The following is a 20569-nucleotide window of genomic DNA, read 5'->3' on the forward strand; positions in this document are numbered from 1 at the left end:
GTGGGGCGCGCGGGCCGCTCGCGGCGCAGGCGGACCGACGGGGTCAGCACCTGCGGCCGGCACGCAGCTCCAGGTGCTCCCCCTCGAAGCCCTCGTGGAAGCCGCGGTCGTGCGACGCCATGACCACCGCCCCCGGGTACGTGGCGAGCGCCGCCTGAAGATCCTCGACCAGGTCGAGGGCGATGTGGTTGGTCGGCTCGTCGAGGACGAGGAGATCCGCCGGCCGGGTCACCAGGCGGGCGATCTGCAGCCGGCGCTGCTGTCCCACGGACAGGGCGGCAAGCGGCACGCGCAGATCGTCCTCGCGGAACAGGCCCAGGGACAGGAGCTGTTCGGCGTACTCGTCCGGCGGTCCGGGCCGCCCTGCCGCGAACGCGGCGAGCAGCGGGAGCCGCCCGGGGCGCGCGCGGTGCGCGGGCAGTTCCTGCGGGAGGTAGCCGATCCGGGCGGGGCGGCGGGCCGTGCCCGCGTCCGGCTCCAGATCGCCCGCCAGGACGCGCAGGAGCGTCGTCTTGCCCGCGCCGTTGTCGCCCGAGACCCGCAGTCGCTGTCCGGGCGCGATCGCGAGAAGCCCGTCCAGACGCAACCGCTCCCCCACCCGTACGCCGTCGTACTCGGCGAGGGGGCCGCCCTGGGCAGGGCCACCGTCCGCCAACGACGCGCCGTCGTGAAGCGGAGCGGTGCCGGCGGCTCCGGCACCGGGTCGCGCCGCAGCTGGGCCAGGCGCTCCCGGACGGAGCGCACCTGCCCGCCGATTTTCGCCTCGTGCGAGCGGCGGTGCTTGCCGAAACCCTGCTTCGGGTCACGTCCGGTCGTGGCGAGACGCCTCCCCGCGGCCTCCAGCAGGTCCTCCGCGCGGGCCACCTCCGCGATCCAGTCCGCATGCCGCTGCTCCGCGCCGCGTCGGGCGGCTGCCCTCGCCGTGCGGTAGCCGGCCCAGCCGTCGCCGTACCGGAACACCGTGCGCGCATCGCGGTCGACGTCGAGGATGGTGGTGGCGACGCGCTCCAGGAAGCCGCGGTCGTGGGTGACCGCGACGACGGTGCCGCGGTGTGCGCGCAGGTGGTCCTCCAGCCAGCGCACGGCCGCCGCGTCGAGGTGGTTCGTCGGTTCGTCGAGGAGCAGCAGTTCGGGGGCGGCGGCCAGGACGCAGGCAAGCGCGAGCCGGGACCGCTCGCCGCCGGACAGCGAGCCGAGCAGGCGGTCGCGGGTGATCGGGGCGAGCCCGAGCCCCCGCATCGCGGCATCGACGCGGGAGTCCGCCTCGTATCCGCCGCGTTCCTCGTAGGCGATCAGCAGGTCGCCGTACGAGGCGAGATCCTCTTCCGCCGCCTCGCCGAGGGACTTCTCCGCCATCCGCAACCGGCGCTCCATGTCGCGCAGTTCGGCGAGGGCGAGGTCCACGGCGTCCTGCACGGTGCAGTCCGCGTCTAGGTCGAGGGTCTGGGCGAGATATCCGGTTCCGCCGGGGAAGTGGACGGTGATCTCCCCGGCGTCCGGCGTCTCGGCGCCGGCGAGCAGCCGCAGCAGGGTGGACTTGCCGGAGCCGTTCTCACCGATGACGGCGGCCTTCTCGCCCGGACGGACGGTGAAAGAGGCCTGGTCGAGGACGGTCCGGGTGCCGTAGGACTTGGTGACGTCCTTGACGGACAGCTGTGCCACGGAAACGGCGGCGGCGGTGGGTACGGCGGTATGGGCGCGGGCGCGCATATGGCTCTCCCTGGGCTCGGGAAGGGGCGACGGGCAGCAGAAACGGCGGCAGCGGCCGTGCCCGGACTCAGACGAAGAAGAGGAAAGCCATGCCCTCACCATAACAAGACGAACCGTCTCGCCTCAATTGACATGTGCCGCGACGTCGGTGACCCGCGGGCCCTTCGTCCGTGCGGACGGTGAGGCCCCACCGCCGTCCACCCCCGAGCTGGCCCCCCTTCGGCGGGCTGACCCGCCAGCTCGACCGGTACCTGGGCGCGGCGATTCTCCCGGCGAGGGCACGGCCGACGGGCACGGCCGAAGGGCACGGCCGACGGGTACGGGTCGCGCGGCAGGAACCGGCGGGAGCCGATGGCGCCCCTCACCCGAACCCTTCACGTCGAGGCGCGCCCTGAGGCGGGACATCGACGGCGTGCGCCCGGGCTGCCGTGCCGAGGATGGCCCGGAGCCACCGATCGGTTCGCCGGTGCAGGGCGCTCTGCGGGGTTGTCGGTAGGTCGCTGCCAGGCAGGCGCTCGCAGAGGGCCGCTGGGCTTCCGACTCCTGGCCCGAACGGCCTGCGGCAGTGTCACCGCTGCGCGTTGCCCGACCGCGAACGAGGAGTCGTCCGCGCCGAAAGGCACGCTGGAAGTTCGTTCGCAGGCACGGTCTCGGGGCCAGGCAGTGGTCAGTCGGCGGCCACAGAGCCGCTGCCCGTTCTCATCGAGGACCGGTGCGAGACCTGCCCTGTGCCCGGCACCGGAGGCAGCCCGCTGCGGCTTCTGCGGCGGGCGAGCGGGCGAGCGGGCCGGCGGCTGCGGCCCGCGCCGGACCTGTTCGCCGTGAACACCGCGCTACGGCGCCTACCACCGAGTACGGCGCCTACCACCGAGTACGGCGCCTCCCACCGAGTACGGCGGTGGTAGCACGTATCCGCCTGGGGGGAGGGGAGTTCTTGTACGCGCCGACGGTCGTGGACTGCTCCTCGCGTCGGCTGGCCGACTGCCGGGTGGTCCGTCCGTCGCGGACCACCGCGCCCCGAACCGGTCGCCAACGCGCCCGAGGCCGCCGCGGCCACGCGTGGCAACACGGCCGGTGCCGTCTTCCACACCACGCACGGTGCTCAACGCACCGGCCGCGACTCGCCGCGATCAGAGCCGAGTTCGCGTTCCCCGATCCATGGTGTGCGGCGGGGCACCAGCCGGACGGCGCCGCTGCCCGAGCGTTCAACGCGGACCCGGCACGCGAGATGGTGCAGGCCCGATCCGGCCGGCCCGAGCCGGAGTCGCCTCTGCGTCAGTGACCCGCGGTCGGTCTCCCGGGCCACGACCGGGCCGCGCGGATCACTCATCTCGGGGCGCCGGCACCACGGAGGCGTGGGAAGGAGCTGACCGGCTCGGGTTGTCCGGGCTTTCGGACACCACCTTGGTGCTCTGCCGGGGCGCCAGCCACGCCAACAGGGGACCGGCCGCAGCGGTGGTGACCACGGCCATGACGACCATCAGCGAATAGAGCCGTTCATCGAGGATGCCGGCCTGCAGTCCGACGCTCAACGCGACGAGCTCGGTGAGGCCGCGGGTGTTCATCAGGGTGGCGAGAACCGCGGAGCTACGCGACGGCAGCCCCTGCGACCTGGCCGCGAGCCAGGCACCTCCGAACTTGCCGACAACAGCGACCAGCATGATCAGAGTGAGTTCCCCCAGCCCTGGGACCCCCACCCCGGACAGGTCCACCTTGAGTCCCGCGACGATGAAGTAGACCGGGAGCAGCAGACCGGTGGCGAACCGGGTGTCCCGCATCACCTCCTGCCGGTATCCGCTGCCCTCGATACGAGGCACGACGAGCCCGAAGAGAAACGCGCCGAACACGAAGTGCAGGCCGAGCAACTGAGTGACCGCGGCCGACGCGAACAGGCCGGTGAGCAGGACCGCCCGGCTGGTCGTGGTGAGCGCCCCGTCGGATCCCCTGCGGGCCAGAAGCCTCCTGAGCAACGGCCTGACGCAGAAGTACAGGAACAGTGCGAAGGGGATCACCAGGATCACCCGCCAGTGCCCCCGGCCGTCCCCGTCGACCATGGCCTGGACGAACGAGAGCATGGTCCACACGGCCAGGTCGCACGCCGCCGCCGCGGACAGCGCGATCGTTCCCAGTGCGGTCCCGGCCATGCCCCGGTCTTCCAGGATGCGCGCGAGCACGGGGAACGCGGTCACCGACAGGGCCACCCCGATGAACAGGACGAAGCTGAGACGGCCGCTCGACTCATGGGTGCCGGCGAGGTGGAGGGCGAGTAGACAGCCGAGTCCGAAGGGCACCAGGGTGGCGCCCAGCGCGGTGACACTGGCGACCCGCCCGCTTCCACGGAGCCGGGAGAAGTCGAATTCCAGACCCACGATGAACATGAACAGGACGAGCCCGAGGTCCGCGAGGGCACCGAGGTAGGGGCGGACATCGTGCGGGAACAGGGTCTCGGCGAGGGCTCCGTCGAAGAGAGTGGGTCCTACCAGGATTCCCCCGACGATCTCCCCGAGGACGGGGGGCTGTCCCAGGGCGCGGGCCACTCGGCCGGCCAACTGCGCCACGACGACGATCAGCGCGAGATCGGCGAGCAGGATCGCCGCTTGGAGGTCCGTCATGCGCTCCTCTGCTTTCTGGCCTGTCTTCCCGGCCGGTTAGGGTCGTGCAGACAAGGTCCTCAGGAGAACGGGTCGGTCATGCGGGTCACACGTGTTTCACGGAGGCCGGCTCACCCGCCCTGAACACCGAGATCCGATGGGAGACGTCTTCCAGGGGCCACCTGGGACGCTTCGTGTCCGGATCCGGTGTCCCCATCGACAGACCGCCGAGCAGCCGTTCCGTCGGGCTGATCCGCAGGAGCGCACGGGCCGCAGTGCTCTCGGCCAGCCGGTCGGTGTGCCAGACGCTTCCGTAGCCGCGCGCGTGGAGCAGGAGCATGAGCGAGTGCGTCATGGCACTGGTGGCGGCGAGTTGCTCCCACTCCGGCACCTTGCCGTTGGGCTGCGGCGCGAAGACGAGAGCGGCGAGGAGCGGGGCACGCAGCATGTCGGCCACCCACCGGCCTGCGGCCTGCCCGGGGTGCTCGTCGGTGAGGCAGGTCCCGAGCACGGCGCGGTCCGCGCCACGCAGCAGTATCCACCGCCACGGTTTGAGCATGCCGTGGTCCGGAGCGGCCGCCGCGCCGCGCAGCAGATAGGTGAGTTCGTCGTCTGACGGCGCCGGATCGGTGAGGAAGTGTTCGCTGCGACGAGTGAGGATGGCTGTCATCACGTCCACGGCACGCTCCGTTGTCGACTTTCCTGAGGGAATGCGGGCAGAGTAGGAGCAGGGCCAGGACCGCGAGCAGGCGCGTTCGGCGCAGGCGCCCGCATCATCGGGGGCGCGCTGGCTCATGGGAAGCGAACCAGACTGCGGAGGGGGTCTCGGCGCGTCGGGATCGCGAGGTGGGCCTGTGACTCCTACGGAGACAGGTTGCGCGGGAAGGTACGGAGACCGACCCGGACAACGAGGATTCCAGACATGGCCGCAGACGGCCAACGATGTCGGACGGTGTTGGCCGGATCCTTCGCCCATGTCCGGTAGCCGTCCGTCGACGAACTGCCGTGCCCGTAGCAATCCGCGGCGGTGCAGAACCCTCGGACTCGGACCGCCGGACCGGCACCGCGGGATACCCGTCACGTCTGCCCCTGCACGGCTGGCAGTTGACGGCCCGTCATGTTCTCTGCGCCTGCCGATCGGCCAACACGCGCAACGGGTTCTCTGGCAGCTTTGAGGGTTTGAGGTGATGGCGGCCGCTGTCAGACCAGGTCGATGCGGAAGCTCACTTCCGCTCGGTCGAGGGCTGAGTAGCAGTACGACGCTCTCGCCGCCGAAATGAGCGGTGAGCCCGACGACTTGGCGAGCACCGCGGCGTGGCACGCCGCCAGGACCTCGGCACCTACGACGCGGCGGTCCATGGACGCGGCGTACAACTGCCCGGCTGAGACCGTCTCGGCGGGAGAGAGGCTGACGACCTCGATCCCGCCGATTTCCTGGAACCTTCGGACCGGGACACCGGTGCCGTCCCGGTGGTCCAGGTCGCAGGTCTCGTCCCAGCACGTACGCATGGAGCAGGCGACGGCGAATGCCACCGCCGGCGTGATGAGCCGGATCGTTCCCGTGCGTGTCGCGTTCCCCAGAGTTCTTCCGCCCGGTGTGTGACCCACGGCGATCCTGTACAACGAGAACGGGTCGAGCACAGCGACTTCGGTGGTTTCCAAGAGTTCGTCCTGGACAGCCACTGCGGCATCTCCTCGATGGTGAAGTCAAGCGTGATTCGGCGCAGGCTCCGATGGCCCTTGCGTGGGATCTCCACGCTCGGCCGATGGACGCTTGGTCGGCGGATGGACCGGTTCGGCTGAGTGCCGGTCAGAGTCCGGGCAGAGTGATCGATATGGCGTTGGGAGGAAAGATTAGGGCGAGTTCATCACCTGTCCAGCGGCCCGGTCCACGAGCGGACGACGCCGGAGTGCGGAAATCGGACACGGCAGCTGTGGTTCTCGATCAGTAGGGTTCGTTGCCGGTCAGGTGGTCGCGGAGGGGGCCGAGGCGGGACGGTGGCGCACAACTGACGGATGAGTGCCCGGTGGTTGGCGCGGACGAGCCCGCCGGTGGGTGACCCGGTCCGCACGCCCGGGCGTCCAGGCCCGGTGACTCGGCGGCGATGAGGTGCACGGCGGCCGGGAACAACTACGCATCGCCGCCCGCTCTCTCGGCTCCTCCTGCCGCTGCCGCTGCCGCTGCCGCTGCTGCTTCCGCTTTCGCACTCTCTGCTGCTCCGACGTACGGCGGGGGCGAACTGCCGCAGGACTGAGCCTGTTCGACCAGGTGGAGATGAACTACTTGGTCTTTTAACAGAATTTGGTCCGGTTACCGGCTCCAAGAAGCCCGTCGACAGGCGCGGCGCCAAGCCTGAATCGATGTCGAAGCCGTCGACGGAAGCCCTGGGCCAGCGGCCTTCGTGTAAGGAAAGCCGCTGGGTGGCGGAGCGGAGTCTGGAATGGATCATGAGGCACCGGCGCCTCGTCGCGACCTGCGAGAGCCTCACCGACAGCACCGAAGCCATGATCCCCGCGACGCCGATCGACAACCTCGCCAAGCATGTGTGGGACAGGAAAGCCCACGCCTGGCGACGAACCTACCAGGTTCCAAAAAGGGCAATCCGCCTAGATCGAGCGCCCTCTGGCAATGCCCTCCGCGTCCTGCCCGCGTTGTCGGGTCGACGGGGTTGCGGTGCCTCAATAGGATGCCGGAGTGTCGCCAGAAACCGATTGACCAACCTTGACTGGGGAGTCCCCGCAGCAGTGCACGGGCGGGGCTGGAAACCGCTTGAATCGAGGGGGAAGGTTTGCTGCACACTTCCGACCGGCGGCAGGATTCTATGGTCGATTTGGACCCGGTAGGTGCCGCGGAGCCGGTTGAGCCTGCCAGCCCTCGCGACGAATCCCGAGACGAACCGGCGCCGTTACGGGTGCCGATAAAGAGCTTGTCTTTCACCGACTCACCGCGGCTCGACGGGGAGGACGACGACCACGTCCGTGCGCTGGCGGAGATCGATGAGGACCTGCTGCCACCGGTGGTCGTGCACCGCGCGACGATGCGGGTCATCGACGGAAGACACCGGCTGCGAGCCCTGAGGCTGCGCGGTCTCGACACCGTGCGGGTGCGCTTCGACGACGGTGGCGAGGACCCCTTCGTGCTGGCCGTGCAACACAACATCGAGCACGGCCTGCCACTCTCGCTGGCCGACCGCACCGCGGCCGCGGCCCGGATCCTGGGGTCGCACCCGCACTGGTCCGACCGTAAGATCGCGTCGGTCGCCGGGCTTTCCGCAGGCACCGTCCGCGCGATCCGGGCGTGTTCGACTGGTGATGTTGCGCAGTCGAACACGCGCCTGGGCCGGGACGGCAGGCGGCGGCCCGTCGGCCGCAGCGCCGAGGGCCGTGTCCTCGCGGGCCAACTCCTGCGTGAGAACCCGGACATGACGCTGCGGCAGGTAGCGGCTGCGGCCGGAATCTCCCCCTCGACCGCGCTGGACGTTCGCGACCGGGTGCGCGACGGCCGGGATCCCGTCCCCGCCAAGCTCCGGAACGGCCACCGCCAGAAGCGGAAGAGGCCGGCGCCAGAGGCGTCCGCGCCCCAGTCCGACCTGAATTGGGAATCGGAGCTGAACCGGCTGCGGGTGGACCCCTCCCTGCGCTACACCGACACCGGGCGGGTCCTGCTGAGGCTGCTCGACGCCAGGCTGCTCAGCACCAACGAGCGCGCCCTGCTGGCCACCAACGTCCCTTCGCACTGCAGCGCAACGGTCGCCAACCTGGCCCGCGTCGTCGGTGCGGCGTGGCAACAACTCGCCCTCGACCTCGAGCAGCGCAACCAGAGCTGGGACGAGACCTGACCGCGCAACACACCGACAACCACCTGATCGTGGTGACCACGGTCACCTCCTTCGACCTGCGGGGCCGGGTGGCGCGGCAAGCGCTCGATGAGGTCGGGCTCGCCCCAACAAACAGCTCGTCCCGGACCGCGCTCTGCCCGCGCAGCGGACCAGCGGGGGCCGGCTCGGGCCACTCCCACGCCGGCGACCCGGGGTTGTGTGCGACGCGGAGATGGTCGCGGTCGCCGACCTGTTCGTCCGCGCCCTGCGGAACTGCGGGGATGCCGGGTATGCCTCCGACCGGTCCCGGGTGCCTGCAATCGGGCGCCTTCCCTGGCTGAAATGCGAGCCCGACGCACTGAAGCCGGTGCCCACTCGTCCGCGTCGGCGAGCCTGCGGCTGGCCTGCGCCCTGCCCTGTAAGGGCCTGCCCGCGCCCTCGGCATCTGACCCCGGGCGGGCTCCTGAACGTCGCCGCCGTCTCGTCCGCGGCTGCCGGCGATTGCGCCTGCGATATCGCAGACAACGAATCCACGATCAAGAACTACGCGGCCGTGTCAATAGCACGGATATAGCGTGCGTGGAAGGAACGGACAGAGAACTCTCCCGGCCCCTTCCGTGCCCGCGGACGGTAACTCCCGCGGACGGTAACTCCCGAACATTGAGCCCGGAAGGTCCGCCGGGTAATATCGGCGATCGCCACCTCGTTTACCGGCTGTTTTCTCTTATCGACTGCCCAAGCCATTCGCATTGCGAAACGCCTAGTGGGAAGTGCCGATGCCGACTCCAATGACGCTGTTCGACGAAGTGTTTCGGGTGCTGGTCGCGATGCTCGATGAGGACGTGGCGGACCGTCGGGACGAGCTGTCCGCGTCCACGCCGCTCCAGTCGCTGGGCATGGATTCGATGAAGTACATCAACCTGCTGCTGAGCCTGGAGGACATCATCGGCAAGGAACTCGACGAGGTCGCCGAGCACATCGACCTCGCCGAGATCACCACCGTCGGCGATCTCGTCGCGCTGGTGGAGCGGTTGCGGGCACTGTGACGGGAGTCGGGTCATGAGCGACAGCGAACTCGACGTGGCGGCCGTGATGCCTTCGGCGGAGGACATCGCCTACTACCGGCAGAACGGCTACTACGTCTCGAAGAAGATCCTGAGTGACGACCTGATCGCCGGGGCGCTGGAGGGCAGCGAGAGGCTCTACCGCGGCGAGTACGACGAGCGCTTCGCGTGGAGCGACGACCCGAACGTGGACCCCAACTTCGGCGTCCCCTACACGGACCGCACCCGCAGCCGCGCCGACGGCTACGCCTCCTTCCACAGCTTCGGGCTCCGCGCCCTGGCCCGGCACCCGGTCATCGCGTCGATCGCGGCCGCGCTGATCGGCGCCACGGAGATCAGGTCCTGGAAGGACCAGCTCATCTACAAGGCGCCCGCGAGCGGCCCCCAGGAGAACGAGGGGGTCACCGGGTTCCACCAGGACAAGCGCTACTGGCCGACGTGCAGGTCGGACCGGATGATCACGGCATGGATCCCGCTGCACGACTGCTCCACGCAGAACGGGTGCCTGGTGGTGATCAAGGGCAGCCACCAGTGGCGCAACAACCACGCGCTGGTCACCTTCGACGAGAAGAACCAGGACTACATCAAGTCCAAGCTGATCAACAGCGAGGGCGACGAGCTGGTCGAGGTACCGCTGGAGCTCCAGCGCGGCCAGGTCAGCTTCCACGACTGCTACACGATCCACGGCAGCTACCCCAACGTGTCCGACTCGCCGCGGCGCGCCCTGTCGGTGCACCTGCAGGACGGGGAGAACCGCTACCGCGACCTGAATTTCCTGAGCCGGGCGAAGCCGGTCTACAAGCACTCCCACGACCTCATCTGCCGCAAGGCGGAGAACGGCTTCCCCGACTACAGCGACCCCGAGATCTTCCCGACGCTCCACCGCGGCACGGCGGGGTGACCGGGCGCCCCGGGTGGCTCTCCCCGGCTCCGGAGACGGGCACCCATGATTGACATCCACGTTCACCTGGCCGACGCGCGCTGCCTCTCCCCGGGGTTCGTCGCCGGCATCGCGGAGTCGATCCTCGACGACGACCGGGTCGAGCGCGCCGTGCGCCTCTACCTGATGGACCGGCACGGCAAGCGGCTCCTGTCGCAGATGGAGGCCCACGGGATCACCAAGTCGATCCTCCTCATCGCCGACTTCGGCCCGGCGCTCGGCGAGCCCGAGCTGTCCATCCAGGAGGTGCACGAGCACCACGCCGCGGTCGCCAGGGCGTCCGGCGGGCGCCTGGCGTTCTTCGCGGGCTTCGACCCCTCGCGCGGGCCCGCGGCGCTCGACATCGTCAGGCACTGGACGGCCGTGCCCGGGTGCGAGGGCGTCAAGCTCTACCCGCCCTGCGGCTTCGAGCTGGACGACGAGCGGCTGCTGCCGTTGTGGCAGCACTGCAACGACAACGGCATCCCCGTGCTGACCCACTCGGGGCCGTCCTTGCCCAGCCTCGGCCGCGCGCAGCGGTACCCGCACAGCCTCGAAGAGGTCGTACGGCGGTTCCCGGAGGTGCGCATCGCGCTGGCGCACGGCATGGTCTGGGACCTCGAGGGGACCATCCGGCTGCTCCAGCAGCACCCCGCGAACCTCTACGCGGACATCTCGTCGTTCCACCAGCTCTCCGCGCACGAACTGGAGTTGATGCTGGAGGGCTGCACGAAGGTGCCCGACCAGGTCCTCTTCGGTTCCGACGCCCCGCTCTTCGACTTCTCCGGAAACCTGGGCGCCAAGATCGAGGAGCTGCGGGGCCACCTGACGCCCGCGCAGCAGGCCGGCCTGTTCGAGCTGAACGCGCGCAGGTTCCTGCACGGCACCAACGCCTGATGAACCCCCTCGCGCCCGGCGAGGGAAACCCCGGCCCGAGGACGACGGTGTGAGCGTGGACTCGATCTACTTTTCCCCCGAGGTGGACACGTTCCGCGAGCAGACGCGCCGGTTCCTGCGCGAGCACATCGCCCCGCGACTGGACACGTGGGAGTCCGAGCGCCGCATCCCGCGCGACACGTGGAAGCTGCTCGCGGGGGAGGGGCTGCTGGGTCTGCACCACCCCCGTGCCTACGGAGGCCGCGAGCTGCCGTTCTTCCACTCGGTGGCCTACTTGGAGGAACTGGGGCGGCTCGGCAACGGCGGCTTCCGCGGCGCGATGTCCGTCCACAGCTACATGGCGACCACCTACCTGCAGCTGGCCGGTGACCACGAGCAGAAGCTGGCGTACCTCAAGCCCGCCGTCGAGGGCGACATGATCGCCGCGCTGGCGATCACCGAACCCCATGCCGGGTCCGATGTGTCCAACATCAGCTGCGAGGCACGGGCCACCGGCGACGGGTACGCGATCCGCGGCACCAAGGCGTTCGTGACCAACGGGATGCACGCGGACTTCATGGTCACCGCAGTCCGGATGGCCGACGGTCCGGTGGCGGCCACCGGTTCCGGCAACATCTCCCTCCTCGTGATCGACGCGCAGGCGCCGGGGGTGACGCGGACCCCCGTGGAGAAGCTGGGGTGGCACTGTTCCGACACCGCGACCGTGCACTTCGAGGACGTCGTGGTGGACGGGAGCAGGCTCCTCGGCCGGAAGAACTCCGGATTCATGTGGATCATGAAGGCCTTCCAGCTCGAGCGGGTCGCGGCCGCCGTCCTGGCCATCGGCGAGGTCGACCGCGCGCTGGAGCTGGCCCGGCGGTACACGGGCGAGCGCCAGGTCTTCGGCAAGGCGCTCGCGGGTCACCAGGTCGTACGGCACCGACTGGCCGAGCTGATGAGCCACGCGGAGGCGGCGCGCCAGCTCGTCTACCACGCGGCCTGGCTGCACAGCCGGGGGAAGCTGGCGATGTCCGAGTGCGCGATGGCGAAGCTGCGCGCCACCGAGCTGGCCGTGGACGTGGCGGGACAGTGCCTCCAACTCTTCGGCGGGCACGGCTATCTCGCGGACGCGCCGATCGCCCGCCTCTTCCGGGACACGCGGCTGGACACGATCGCGGGCGGTGCCAGCGAGATCATGCGGGAGATCATCGCGGACACCGACCTGTGACGACCGCTTCCCCAGCCCGGCTCTGGCACGGGCCGTGCAGCCTCCCGGGGGGTGCCGGGCGCCCATCCGCCCAGCCGGCCATCAGCTGTGCCCTGCCGCTCCCGCTCGACCTGCCGGACCGTCAGGCGGCGGGAGCGGGGCGCGCTGTCGCAGCGACTTCCCGAACGGCTGCCGGACGCCTCCGCGGCCGTCGAGGTGCTCCAGCGGGCCCTGCGGGCCGGTGTCGCTCCCTCCGGCCCGGCCGGACGCACCGTCCGGCCACAGCGTTCCGGCCGGCTTCCGCGAGTGCCTCACCCGCCACGGTCGCGCCGACCACCTCTCCGACCCGGCGTTCGCGCGCCTGAGGGAGACCGGGACCGCCGCGACTCTCACGACCGGGCCGGCTGGGACCACCACCTCATCGGGCGCCGGCGGGCGGCCACGAACGATGCCCCGAACCCTGCCCGGTATCCCTGGCGGAGCGACACTCAGCACTTCTGCAGGACGAAACAGCCCCACCGGAAGTAACCCACCGTCAGGCACGTGACGGTCGCGCCGGGCGCGAGGGGTGTTTCGGCCGCGTAGTCGGTGAGGTTGATCAGCACGTCGCAGGAGAACACGTGACCCAGCCGCCGGAGGTTGTCGAGGTAGAACATCTCCTGGCCGGTGCGCAGCTCCCGCATGAGGCCGCGCTGGATCAGCATGTTGTAGTTGCCGCAGAAGACCTTCTCCATCTTCTCCGGCGGGAACTCCGGCGGGATGGCCCGCCACAACTTGCCCAGGTTCTTGACCGAGTTGTCGACGAAGGCGAGCACGCCGTAGGTCTTGGTGAGGTGGGACAGGTCGCTGCTGGTCGCCAGATGCTTCAGCTCGTAGTCGCCGCCGGTCTTCGACAGGATGAACGACAGCGCCCCGTCGCTCAGGATGGACTCGGCCGAGTCATGAACCGGTCGCGGTCCCGGGCGCACTTGTCGCCCACGATGATCAGGACCTCCGAGTAGTCGTTGGCCCGCAGCAGGCTGGACCCCAGCTCGAGGGCGGCCGACAGGTTGGAGCACTTGGAGAGGGTGACCCCGTACAGCTTGGCGTCGACGAGTCCGTAGTCGCCGAGGATCTGCGCCACCTCGGGGTAGTCGAGCCCCACGGCGTGGATGGAGTTGACCGTCGGCGCGAGCAGTACCGCACCGACGTCGGCCGGGGCCACGCCGCTCGTCCGCATGGTCTCGCCGACCGGGCGGTGGCACAGTTCCGGCAGGGTCAGCGGGCTCTTCCGGTAGTAGTGCAGGCCGAGTTTGGTGAAGACCTGGACCTGCTCCGGATCTCCCTCCTCGATGTCGGCGAGCGGCACGGCGTCCCCCACGGTGTAGGCGAGACCGCGGAGGTAGAGCGACTGTTCGGACATTCTCGGCATCCCTAACGTGAGGCGGGGAACAGAGGCGGGGAGAGGGCCGGGAATCGTCTCGGGCCGCGTCGCACCCAGCGGCTCGTCGAGTCCGGATCTGGTGCGGCTGCCGTCGTAGAGGTCGACACCCGTTCGGGTATGATCACGGGATCATGAAGTCGCTGTCCCACTTAACGCGGCAAACGGCTCCCCCTTCGGCCGTCGTCGCCGGCCTGATCGCGGTGCTGGTCGGCAGCACCAGTTCCGCGGCCATCGTCTTCACCGCTGCGAAGGCCGCTGGTGCGTCTGCCGACGATCTGGCCTCGTGGATGCTCGCGCTGGGCGTCGGCATGGGCGCGACGTCGATAGGGCTGTCCTTACGTTATCGCACACCAGTGGTCACGGCGTGGTCCACACCGGGCGCTGCCGTGCTGGCCACGGGCCTGCTCGGCGCGACCATGGCGCAGGCCGTCGGCGCGTTCCTGGTGTCCGCGGCGCTGATCACGATCAGCGGGCTCACCGGCTGGTTCGCGCGCGTCATGGACCGCATTCCGGTGGCCATCGCGGCGGGCCTGCTCGCCGGCATCCTCGTCCGGTTCGGTACCGGGCTGTTCAGCGCGATGCACGACAGCTTCGGCGTGGTGTTCCCCATGTTCGCGGTGTACCTGGTGTGCCGCCGGTGGATGCCGAGGTACGCGGTTCTCGCCGCTCTGGTCGTCGGCGCCGGCGCGGCCTCCGTGTCCGGCTCGGTCCAAGTGCACGACGTGGATGTGGCGATCGCCGCACCGATCTTCACCGCGCCCGACTTCTCCTGGCAGGTGATCATCGGTGCCGGGCTGCCGCTGTTCGTGGTGACCATGGCGTCGCAGAACCTCGCCGGCGTGGCGGTGCTGCGCAACGACGGGTACCAGGTGCCCGTTTCCCCGCTGGTCGGCTGGACCGGTGCGACGAACCTGCTGCTCGCCCCGTTCGGCTGCTTCGGACTCAACCTCGCGGCCATCACCGCCGCGATCTGCACCGGCAGCCAGGCGCACGAGGACCGCGACCGGCGCTTCCTGGCCGGCGTGTGGGCCGGGGTGTTCTACCTGTGCCTCGGCGTGTTCGGCGGCACCGTCGGTTCTCTGCTCACCGCCCTGCCGGCAGCCCTGATCGCCGGGATCGCCGGCCTGGGGCTGCTCAACACCATCGTCAGCTCCCTCTCGTCGGCGCTCGCGGACGAGGATTGGCGGGAGTCGGCGGTGGTCACCTTCCTGGCGACCGCGTCCGGGGTGACGCTGCTGGGGATCGGCTCCGCCTTCTGGGGCCTGCTCGCCGGAGTCGTCACCGCGCTCGTGACCCGGGGCACGCGCAAGCCGAGCGCGGTCGAGCAGACCGAGGAGGCCGCCCCTGCCAAGGGGTAGACGCGGACAGGTAGCAGCCCCTGGGCGGTCGCCCAGGGGCTGCGCCATCACCTGCCGGATCCCTACCCCTTGACGATCGCCGCGGGGGCCGGGGCCGTGCCGACCCAGCGGTGATAGGCGTCCATGTCGACGTTGCTGCCGCACACGATGGTCGCCACCCGCTTGCCCGCGAAGCGGTCGCGGTCCTCGAGGAGCGCCGCGATACCCAGCGCCGCCGACGGTTCGACGACGAGACCCGCGTGGTGGAGCAGCAGTCGCATCCCCTCGGTGATCGACGACTCCTCCACCAATACGGCGTCGTCGGCGACCACGAGGAGGTCCGCCAGGGCGTCGGGGTTCGGGACCCGGCCCGCGACGCCGTCGGCGATGGTGTCGGTCGACTCGGTGGTGATGACGCTCCGCGCGTGCCAGGACCGCGTCATCGCCGGTGCCCCCTGCGGCTGCACGCAGATCACCTCGACCTCGGGTGCCAGTGACTTCACCGCGTACCCGACGCCGCCCGCGAGCGCCCCGGTGCCGAGGGCCACCAGGACGGCGTCGAACTGCGCTGGACCGGAGACCAGTTCGAGACCGATGGTCGCCGCGCCGTCGCAGGTCTCCACGTCCACGCTGTCCTCGATGCGCCGGATGCCGCGCTCCTGCGAGATGGCCGACGCCCGCTCGCAGGCCACGTCGTAGTCGCCGTCGACCAGCACCAGGTCCGCGCCGAGCGCACGGATGCGCTCGAGCTTGATGGCGGGGGCGGAGCGGGACGCCACCACGGTGACGTCGAGCCCCCGGCTGCGCCCGGACCACGCGAGGGCCTGGCCGAGGTTGCCCGCGCTCGCACACACCACGGCGTGCCGGCCGTTCGCCGCGAGCCGGCTCGCGATGATCTCGGTGCCGCGCGCCTTGAAGCTGCGCACCGGATTCACGGTCTCGAGCTTCAGGCTCACCGCGCACCCGAGGTCGGCCTCCAAACCGGCGCAGGGGTAGAGCGGGGAGTCGAGGAAAAGTGGGTCGATCGCTTGACGGGCTGTCTGTATTCGAGCTAAGTCGAGGCGCGTTTTCTGCATGGCGGAACAGTGTAGTTCAAGGACTTGCACTCCCTTGAACGGCGGTAATCCCGCCGGTAGCATCGGCCCCCGACCACGAAGCATGGGACAATGAAAAATGGGGCCATGCGTAATCAAAAACTGGTTTCTGTCGGCATCAAATTGAGCCACGACGGCAGTGTCGCCCTCTTCGAGGACAATCGCCTCGTCTCCTGCCACGAAATAGAGAAGATCAACAACAACCCCCGTTACTCGGAATTCCGGCTGACCCGGGGCGAGCTGTCCGACCTGCTTCGTGACGTCGGTTACGACTGGGGTGAGGTGGACGCGCTCGTCATCGACGGCTGGCACACAACACCGTTCGCGGTGACGCTGGGCGGTGAGTCGGTGCCCTTCGAGGTCGCCGAGTACGGCCACCTCTACGACGTCCGCGCCAATCCGCTGGCGAACAAGGCCGCGTTCAGCTCCTATTTCGAGCGGGAGTACACGAGCTACCACCACATCGCCGGGCACATCTTCTCGTCCTACTGCAGCAGCCCGATGGCCCGGCGCGGCGAGCCCTCGTACGTGCTCTCGTGGGACGGCATGTCCTTCCCCCAGCTCTTCCACTACGACCGGGGCGGCAAGCTCGAGTGCCTGGGCTACCTGTTCCCCATGAGCGGCTTCATCTACACGTACTTCGCCGTCAATTTCGAGCCATACAAGGACTACCGCCCGAACGACCTCTCGCTGGCCGGAAAGTACATGGCCTACATCGCCAAGGGCCGAAAGCAGCCGTCGCTGCTCGCGAGTTTCCACGCGATCTTCGAGAAGCTGGTCGCCAAGAACGGGCCGGTCACGACCCATGAGCAGATGCTCGAGTTCGAGCGTGCGCTGCTGCTCAAGTTGGTCTTCCGCGCCAAGGCCAGCGGCTTCGGCGACGAGGACATCCTCACCACGTTCCACTGCTTCATCGAGGAGGTGCTGGTCCGGACGCTCTCCGCGCGGCTGGACGAGCTGGACCAGGGACCCCGCAACCTCTGCTACGCCGGCGGGTGCGCGCTGAACATCAAGTGGAACAGCGCGATCCGGCGGCACTGCAACCTGGCGGAGCTGTGGATCCCCCCCTTCCCCAACGACGCGGGCAGCGCCATCGGCACCGTGTGCAGCGAACTGGTCGCCAAGCACGGATACGAGTCGATCGACTGGGACGTCTACAGTGGACCCCCGATCCGGGAGACCGACTGGGACTCGGCCGGCTGGTCCGCGAGCGACTGCACGCTGGCGGAGCTGGCGCGGCTCATCCACGAGTCGCAGCAGCCCGTCATCGTGCTCAACGGCCGGGCCGAGCTGGGTCCGCGCGCCCTGGGGAACCGCAGCATCATGGCCGCGCCGACCTCGCCGGAGATGAAGACCCTGCTGAACCGGATCAAGCGGCGCGAGTCGTACCGGCCGGTCGCGCCGATCTGTGCGGAGGAGGACGCGCCGCGCTTCTTCGACCCCGGCACCCCGGACCCGTACATGCTCTACGACCACCGGGTGCGGCCGGAGGCGGTCGAGCGGCTGCCCGCCGTCTGCCACCTCGACGGCACCGCACGCCTGCAGACGGTCCACGAGCGGGAGAACCCCCAGATCCACGCGCTGCTCCGGCACTACGCGAAGCTCAGCGGGTTGCCGATCCTGTGCAACACCAGCGCGAACGACCTCGGCACCGGGTTCTTCCCCGATGTGCGCAGCGTCGCCGAATGGGGCCAGGTGAACCACATCTGGAGCGACGGGACGCTCCACACGCGAACGACGGATGTCACGTGACCGGTACTTCTCGGCAGTGAAGGAAGAGATGTCAACCATCGCGAACGCCACACCCGGATTCCGGGGTGGGCTTCATGAGGTCTTCCGCCGTCGGGCGGGGGCGCTGCCCTCGCGGACCGCGGTCGAGTTCGACGACGAGAGCCTGACCTACCAGGAACTCGACACCCTGTCCGACCGGCTCGCGGGCAGCCTGAGCGCGCGCGGCGTGCAGCCCGGCGAGGTGATCGGCCTGTCGTTCCCGCGGGGGATCGACATGGTCGTCGCCGTGCTCGGCGTCCTGAAGGCGGGGGCGGCCTACCTGCCCATCGACGCGGACCACCCGGCGCCCCGTGTCCGGCACATCGTCGAGGACAGCCGACTGCGGTGCGTCGTCGCCGACCCGAAACTCGCGGCCACCTTCGACCAGCACGGACTCACGGTCGTGGCGTACGAGCGCGGCTCCTTCGCCGGCGACGCCTCGGCCGACTGGAGCCCGGTGCCGGTATCGGCCGACGCGCCCGCCTACGTCATCTACACGTCCGGCACGACCGGCGAGCCGCACGGCGTCGTCGTCCGGCACGGCAACGTCGACCGGCTGTTCCGCGAGACGGAAGGCTGGTTCGGGTTCTCCCAGGACGACGTCTGGACCCTGTTCCACTCGATCGCCTTCGACTTCTCGGTGTGGGAACTCTGGGGGGCTCTGCTGCACGGTGGCAAGGCCGTCGTGGTGCCCGCCGCGACCACCCGCACACCGGAGCGCTTCTACGAACTGGCCGTGGACAAGGGCGTGACGATCCTGAGTCAGACGCCGACCGCGTTCCACGCCTTCGACGCGGTGGACGCCCGCCGCGGCGCGGACCTCGCACTGCGCCACGTCGTCCTGGGCGGCGAGGCGCTCGACAAGGACGTCGCCGCGGCCTGGCTGACGCGGCGCGGCGATTCCCGCCCGCGGCTGGTGAACATGTACGGGATCACCGAGACGACCGTGCACGTGACCTACCGGCCGCTGACGCTGGACATCCTCGGCGCGTCGGAGCACTCGCCCATCGGCGTGCCGATCCCCGACCTGACCATCCGCCTGCTCGACGACAGCGGACAGCCGGTCCCGAACGGCGAGGTCGGGGAGATCCACGTGAGCGGCCCGGGTGTCGCGGCGGGCTACCTGCACGACGCGGAACTCACGGCCGCCCGGTTCGTGCGCTCGGACTCGGGCGAGACGACCTACCGCACCGGTGACCTCGGCGTCACCTACGACGGCACCGAGCACTTCTTCGTCGGGCGCGCGGACACGCAGATCAAGCTGCACGGCTACCGCATCGACCCGCGAGAGGTCGAGGCCGTCGCGGACGGGCACCCGGAGATCTCCGGCTCCGTCGTGCTGAAGGTGTCGCCCGCCGACGGCGAGCCCCACCTCGTGCTGTTCTCCCTGAGCCGGAACGGGTCCACGCCCGAGCTGCGCGAGGCGGTGCTGACCCGGATCCGCGAGTCGCTGCCCGCCTACGCGTGCCCGGCCCAGTGCGTCCTGCTCGCGGAGCACCCGAGGAACCACAACGGCAAGGTCGACCACGACGCGCTGCGGGCCGCCTACCTCGCACCGGACCCGTCACCGCGGCCGGACGCGGTCGACGACCACGCGGGGCAGGTGCGGGCCATCTGGGAGCAGGTGCTGGGGCGGCGGGTCGCCTCGTCGAGCACGGACTTCTTCGAGGGCGGCGGCACGTCGCTCGACCTCATCCGGATCATGCAGGAGACCAAGAAGCAGCTTTCCGTGGAGGTCGACCTGGGTGCCTTCGCCGATGGTCTGTCGCTCGACGTCTACGTCGACCACGTCGGCGAGCAGTTCGCGTCCAAGAACAGGAGTTGATGTCATGAGCCAGTTCAGCCTCACGCCCACCGAACTCGCCGACTTCCAGCGCAACGGCTACGCCGGGCCGTTCACCCTCTACGAGCCGGAGGAGATGGCCGACCGCTGGCGCCAGGAGCGGCTGAAGCTGCTCGACCGCAGCAACGCCGTCTACCAGGACACCGAGGCGATCTCGCAGGGGACCAACATCTCCAACTACGACCGCCACCTCGACAACGCCTTCCTGGCCGAGCACATCGCGCGGCCGGAGATCGTGCACCGGGTGGCGAGCATCCTCGGCAACGACGTCATCTGCTGGCGCTCGGAGTTCTTCCCGAAGTACGCCGGCGACGAGGGCACGGACTGGCACCAGGCGGACACCTTCGCCAACGCCGGCGGCGAGCCGCAGATCGTCTGGGACGAGGACCGCGAGTACGGCGGCACGATCACGGTGTGGACCGCCTTCACCGAGGCGAGCACCGAGACAGCCTGCCTCCAGTTCATCCCCGGCACACACCGGCAGATGTTCTACGACGAGACCAAGGGCATGCACTACGACCCGGACGCCAACCGCAGCAAGACCAAGAACGGTGTGGCGCGAGGCTTCTTCGGCTACGACTACCGCCAGCTGCAGATCGACCCGGACTGGTCGCCGGACGAGAGCAAGGCCGTGTCGATGGAGATGCGGGCGGGGCAGTTCATCGTCTTCTGGTCGACGCTGATGCACGCCTCGCACGGCCACGCGGGCAAGACGCAGGAGATGCGCCTGGGCTTCGCGAGCCGCTACGTCCCCGCGTCCGTGCACGTCTACCCGGGGCTGAGCGAGATCCACGAGTACGGCGGGCGCATCTCGCTGGAGAACTTCGGATGCGTGCTGGTGTCGGGCGAGGACAGGTTCGGCCGCAACCGGCTCCTGTCCCACACCACGACCGGCGTCCCCATCGGCAAGAGCTGAC

Annotated in this window: 15 protein-coding genes and 1 pseudogene; 9 read left to right on the forward strand and 7 right to left on the reverse strand. The window is 69.7% G+C overall.

Going from position 1 to position 20569, the window contains the following annotated elements; genetic code table 11:
* Window positions 1–43: 43 nt before the first annotated feature.
* The 4 genes and pseudogenes from BM536_RS06135 to BM536_RS06150 all read right to left on the reverse strand — a co-directional run bounded on the left by BM536_RS06135 (window position 44) and on the right by BM536_RS06150 (window position 5834).
* Window positions 44–1710 (reverse strand): annotated as a pseudogene (locus BM536_RS06135) (ABC-F family ATP-binding cassette domain-containing protein).
* 1322 nt (window positions 1711–3032) lie between these two features.
* The gene (locus BM536_RS06140) at window positions 3033–4322 is read right to left on the reverse strand and encodes a cation:proton antiporter (protein ID WP_073491691.1); all 1290 of its coding nucleotides are present in this window, start codon (window positions 4320–4322) and stop codon (window positions 3033–3035) included.
* Between the two features lie 85 nt (window positions 4323–4407).
* On the reverse strand, window positions 4408–4971 hold the full coding sequence (locus BM536_RS06145; protein ID WP_245873285.1) for a nitroreductase family protein: 564 nt from the start codon (window positions 4969–4971) through the stop codon (window positions 4408–4410).
* A gap of 530 nt (window positions 4972–5501) precedes the next feature.
* On the reverse strand, window positions 5502–5834 hold the full coding sequence (locus BM536_RS06150; protein ID WP_143650816.1) for a hypothetical protein: 333 nt from the start codon (window positions 5832–5834) through the stop codon (window positions 5502–5504).
* Window positions 5835–7090: 1256 nt separating this feature from the next.
* Between BM536_RS06150 and BM536_RS06155 the strand changes: the two genes are divergently transcribed.
* The 5 genes from BM536_RS06155 to BM536_RS06175 all read left to right on the forward strand — a co-directional run bounded on the left by BM536_RS06155 (window position 7091) and on the right by BM536_RS06175 (window position 12206).
* The gene (locus BM536_RS06155) at window positions 7091–8140 is read left to right on the forward strand and encodes a helix-turn-helix domain-containing protein (protein ID WP_211362833.1); all 1050 of its coding nucleotides are present in this window, start codon (window positions 7091–7093) and stop codon (window positions 8138–8140) included.
* A gap of 755 nt (window positions 8141–8895) precedes the next feature.
* Window positions 8896–9165, forward strand: coding sequence for an acyl carrier protein (locus tag BM536_RS06160; protein ID WP_079274901.1), 270 nt, complete (start codon window positions 8896–8898; stop codon window positions 9163–9165).
* 13 nt (window positions 9166–9178) lie between these two features.
* Window positions 9179–10084 (forward strand): phytanoyl-CoA dioxygenase family protein, encoded by a 906-nt coding sequence (locus tag BM536_RS06165; protein WP_073491686.1) that lies wholly within the window; start codon window positions 9179–9181, stop codon window positions 10082–10084.
* A 45-nt stretch (window positions 10085–10129) separates the two neighbouring features.
* Complete coding sequence (locus tag BM536_RS06170) at window positions 10130–10999, forward strand: amidohydrolase family protein (RefSeq protein WP_073491685.1); 870 nt, start codon at window positions 10130–10132, stop codon at window positions 10997–10999.
* Window positions 11000–11048: 49 nt separating this feature from the next.
* Window positions 11049–12206 (forward strand): acyl-CoA dehydrogenase family protein, encoded by a 1158-nt coding sequence (locus tag BM536_RS06175; RefSeq protein WP_079274900.1) that lies wholly within the window; start codon window positions 11049–11051, stop codon window positions 12204–12206.
* A 467-nt stretch (window positions 12207–12673) separates the two neighbouring features.
* Here BM536_RS06175 and BM536_RS06180 read toward each other — a convergent pair whose 3' ends face one another.
* Both BM536_RS06180 and BM536_RS06185 read right to left on the reverse strand, forming a co-directional pair.
* Complete coding sequence (locus BM536_RS06180; protein ID WP_073491684.1) at window positions 12674–13153, reverse strand: hypothetical protein; 480 nt, start codon at window positions 13151–13153, stop codon at window positions 12674–12676.
* A complete protein-coding gene (locus BM536_RS06185; protein WP_073491683.1) occupies window positions 13105–13587 on the reverse strand; it encodes a beta-ketoacyl-[acyl-carrier-protein] synthase family protein in 483 nt (160 codons plus the stop codon). Before BM536_RS06185 ends, BM536_RS06180 begins: the two co-directional genes overlap by 49 nt.
* Window positions 13588–13739: 152 nt before the next feature.
* On the opposite strand from BM536_RS06185, the gene BM536_RS06190 reads away from it, so the two are divergent.
* Window positions 13740–14966, forward strand: coding sequence for a benzoate/H(+) symporter BenE family transporter (locus tag BM536_RS06190; protein WP_073491682.1), 1227 nt, complete (start codon window positions 13740–13742; stop codon window positions 14964–14966).
* Between the two features lie 62 nt (window positions 14967–15028).
* Here the strand turns inward: BM536_RS06190 and BM536_RS06195 are convergent, their stop codons facing one another.
* Window positions 15029–16021 carry a threonine ammonia-lyase gene (locus tag BM536_RS06195; RefSeq protein ID WP_073491681.1) on the reverse strand — a complete coding sequence of 331 codons (993 nt, stop codon included), beginning with the start codon at window positions 16019–16021 and terminating at the stop codon, window positions 15029–15031.
* A 105-nt stretch (window positions 16022–16126) separates the two neighbouring features.
* Between BM536_RS06195 and BM536_RS06200 the strand changes: the two genes are divergently transcribed.
* Genes BM536_RS06200 through BM536_RS06210 form a run of 3 tightly spaced genes read left to right on the forward strand, consistent with a single transcriptional unit; the run spans window position 16127 to window position 20568 of the window.
* Window positions 16127–17791 carry a carbamoyltransferase N-terminal domain-containing protein gene (locus tag BM536_RS06200; RefSeq protein ID WP_158086500.1) on the forward strand — a complete coding sequence of 555 codons (1665 nt, stop codon included), beginning with the start codon at window positions 16127–16129 and terminating at the stop codon, window positions 17789–17791.
* A 28-nt stretch (window positions 17792–17819) separates the two neighbouring features.
* Window positions 17820–19634: a non-ribosomal peptide synthetase gene (locus tag BM536_RS06205; RefSeq protein ID WP_073491700.1), complete on the forward strand. Its 1815-nt coding sequence runs from the start codon at window positions 17820–17822 to the stop codon at window positions 19632–19634.
* A gap of 4 nt (window positions 19635–19638) precedes the next feature.
* Entirely contained in the window at window positions 19639–20568 is a 930-nt protein-coding gene (locus BM536_RS06210) for a chlorinating enzyme (protein ID WP_073491680.1), read from the forward strand.
* Window position 20569: the final 1 nt, after the last annotated feature.

Origin of the sequence: Streptomyces phaeoluteigriseus, from assembly GCF_001896135.2 — a bacterium.
In the GTDB taxonomy this organism is placed as follows: Bacteria; Actinomycetota; Actinomycetes; order Streptomycetales; family Streptomycetaceae; genus Streptomyces; species Streptomyces phaeoluteigriseus.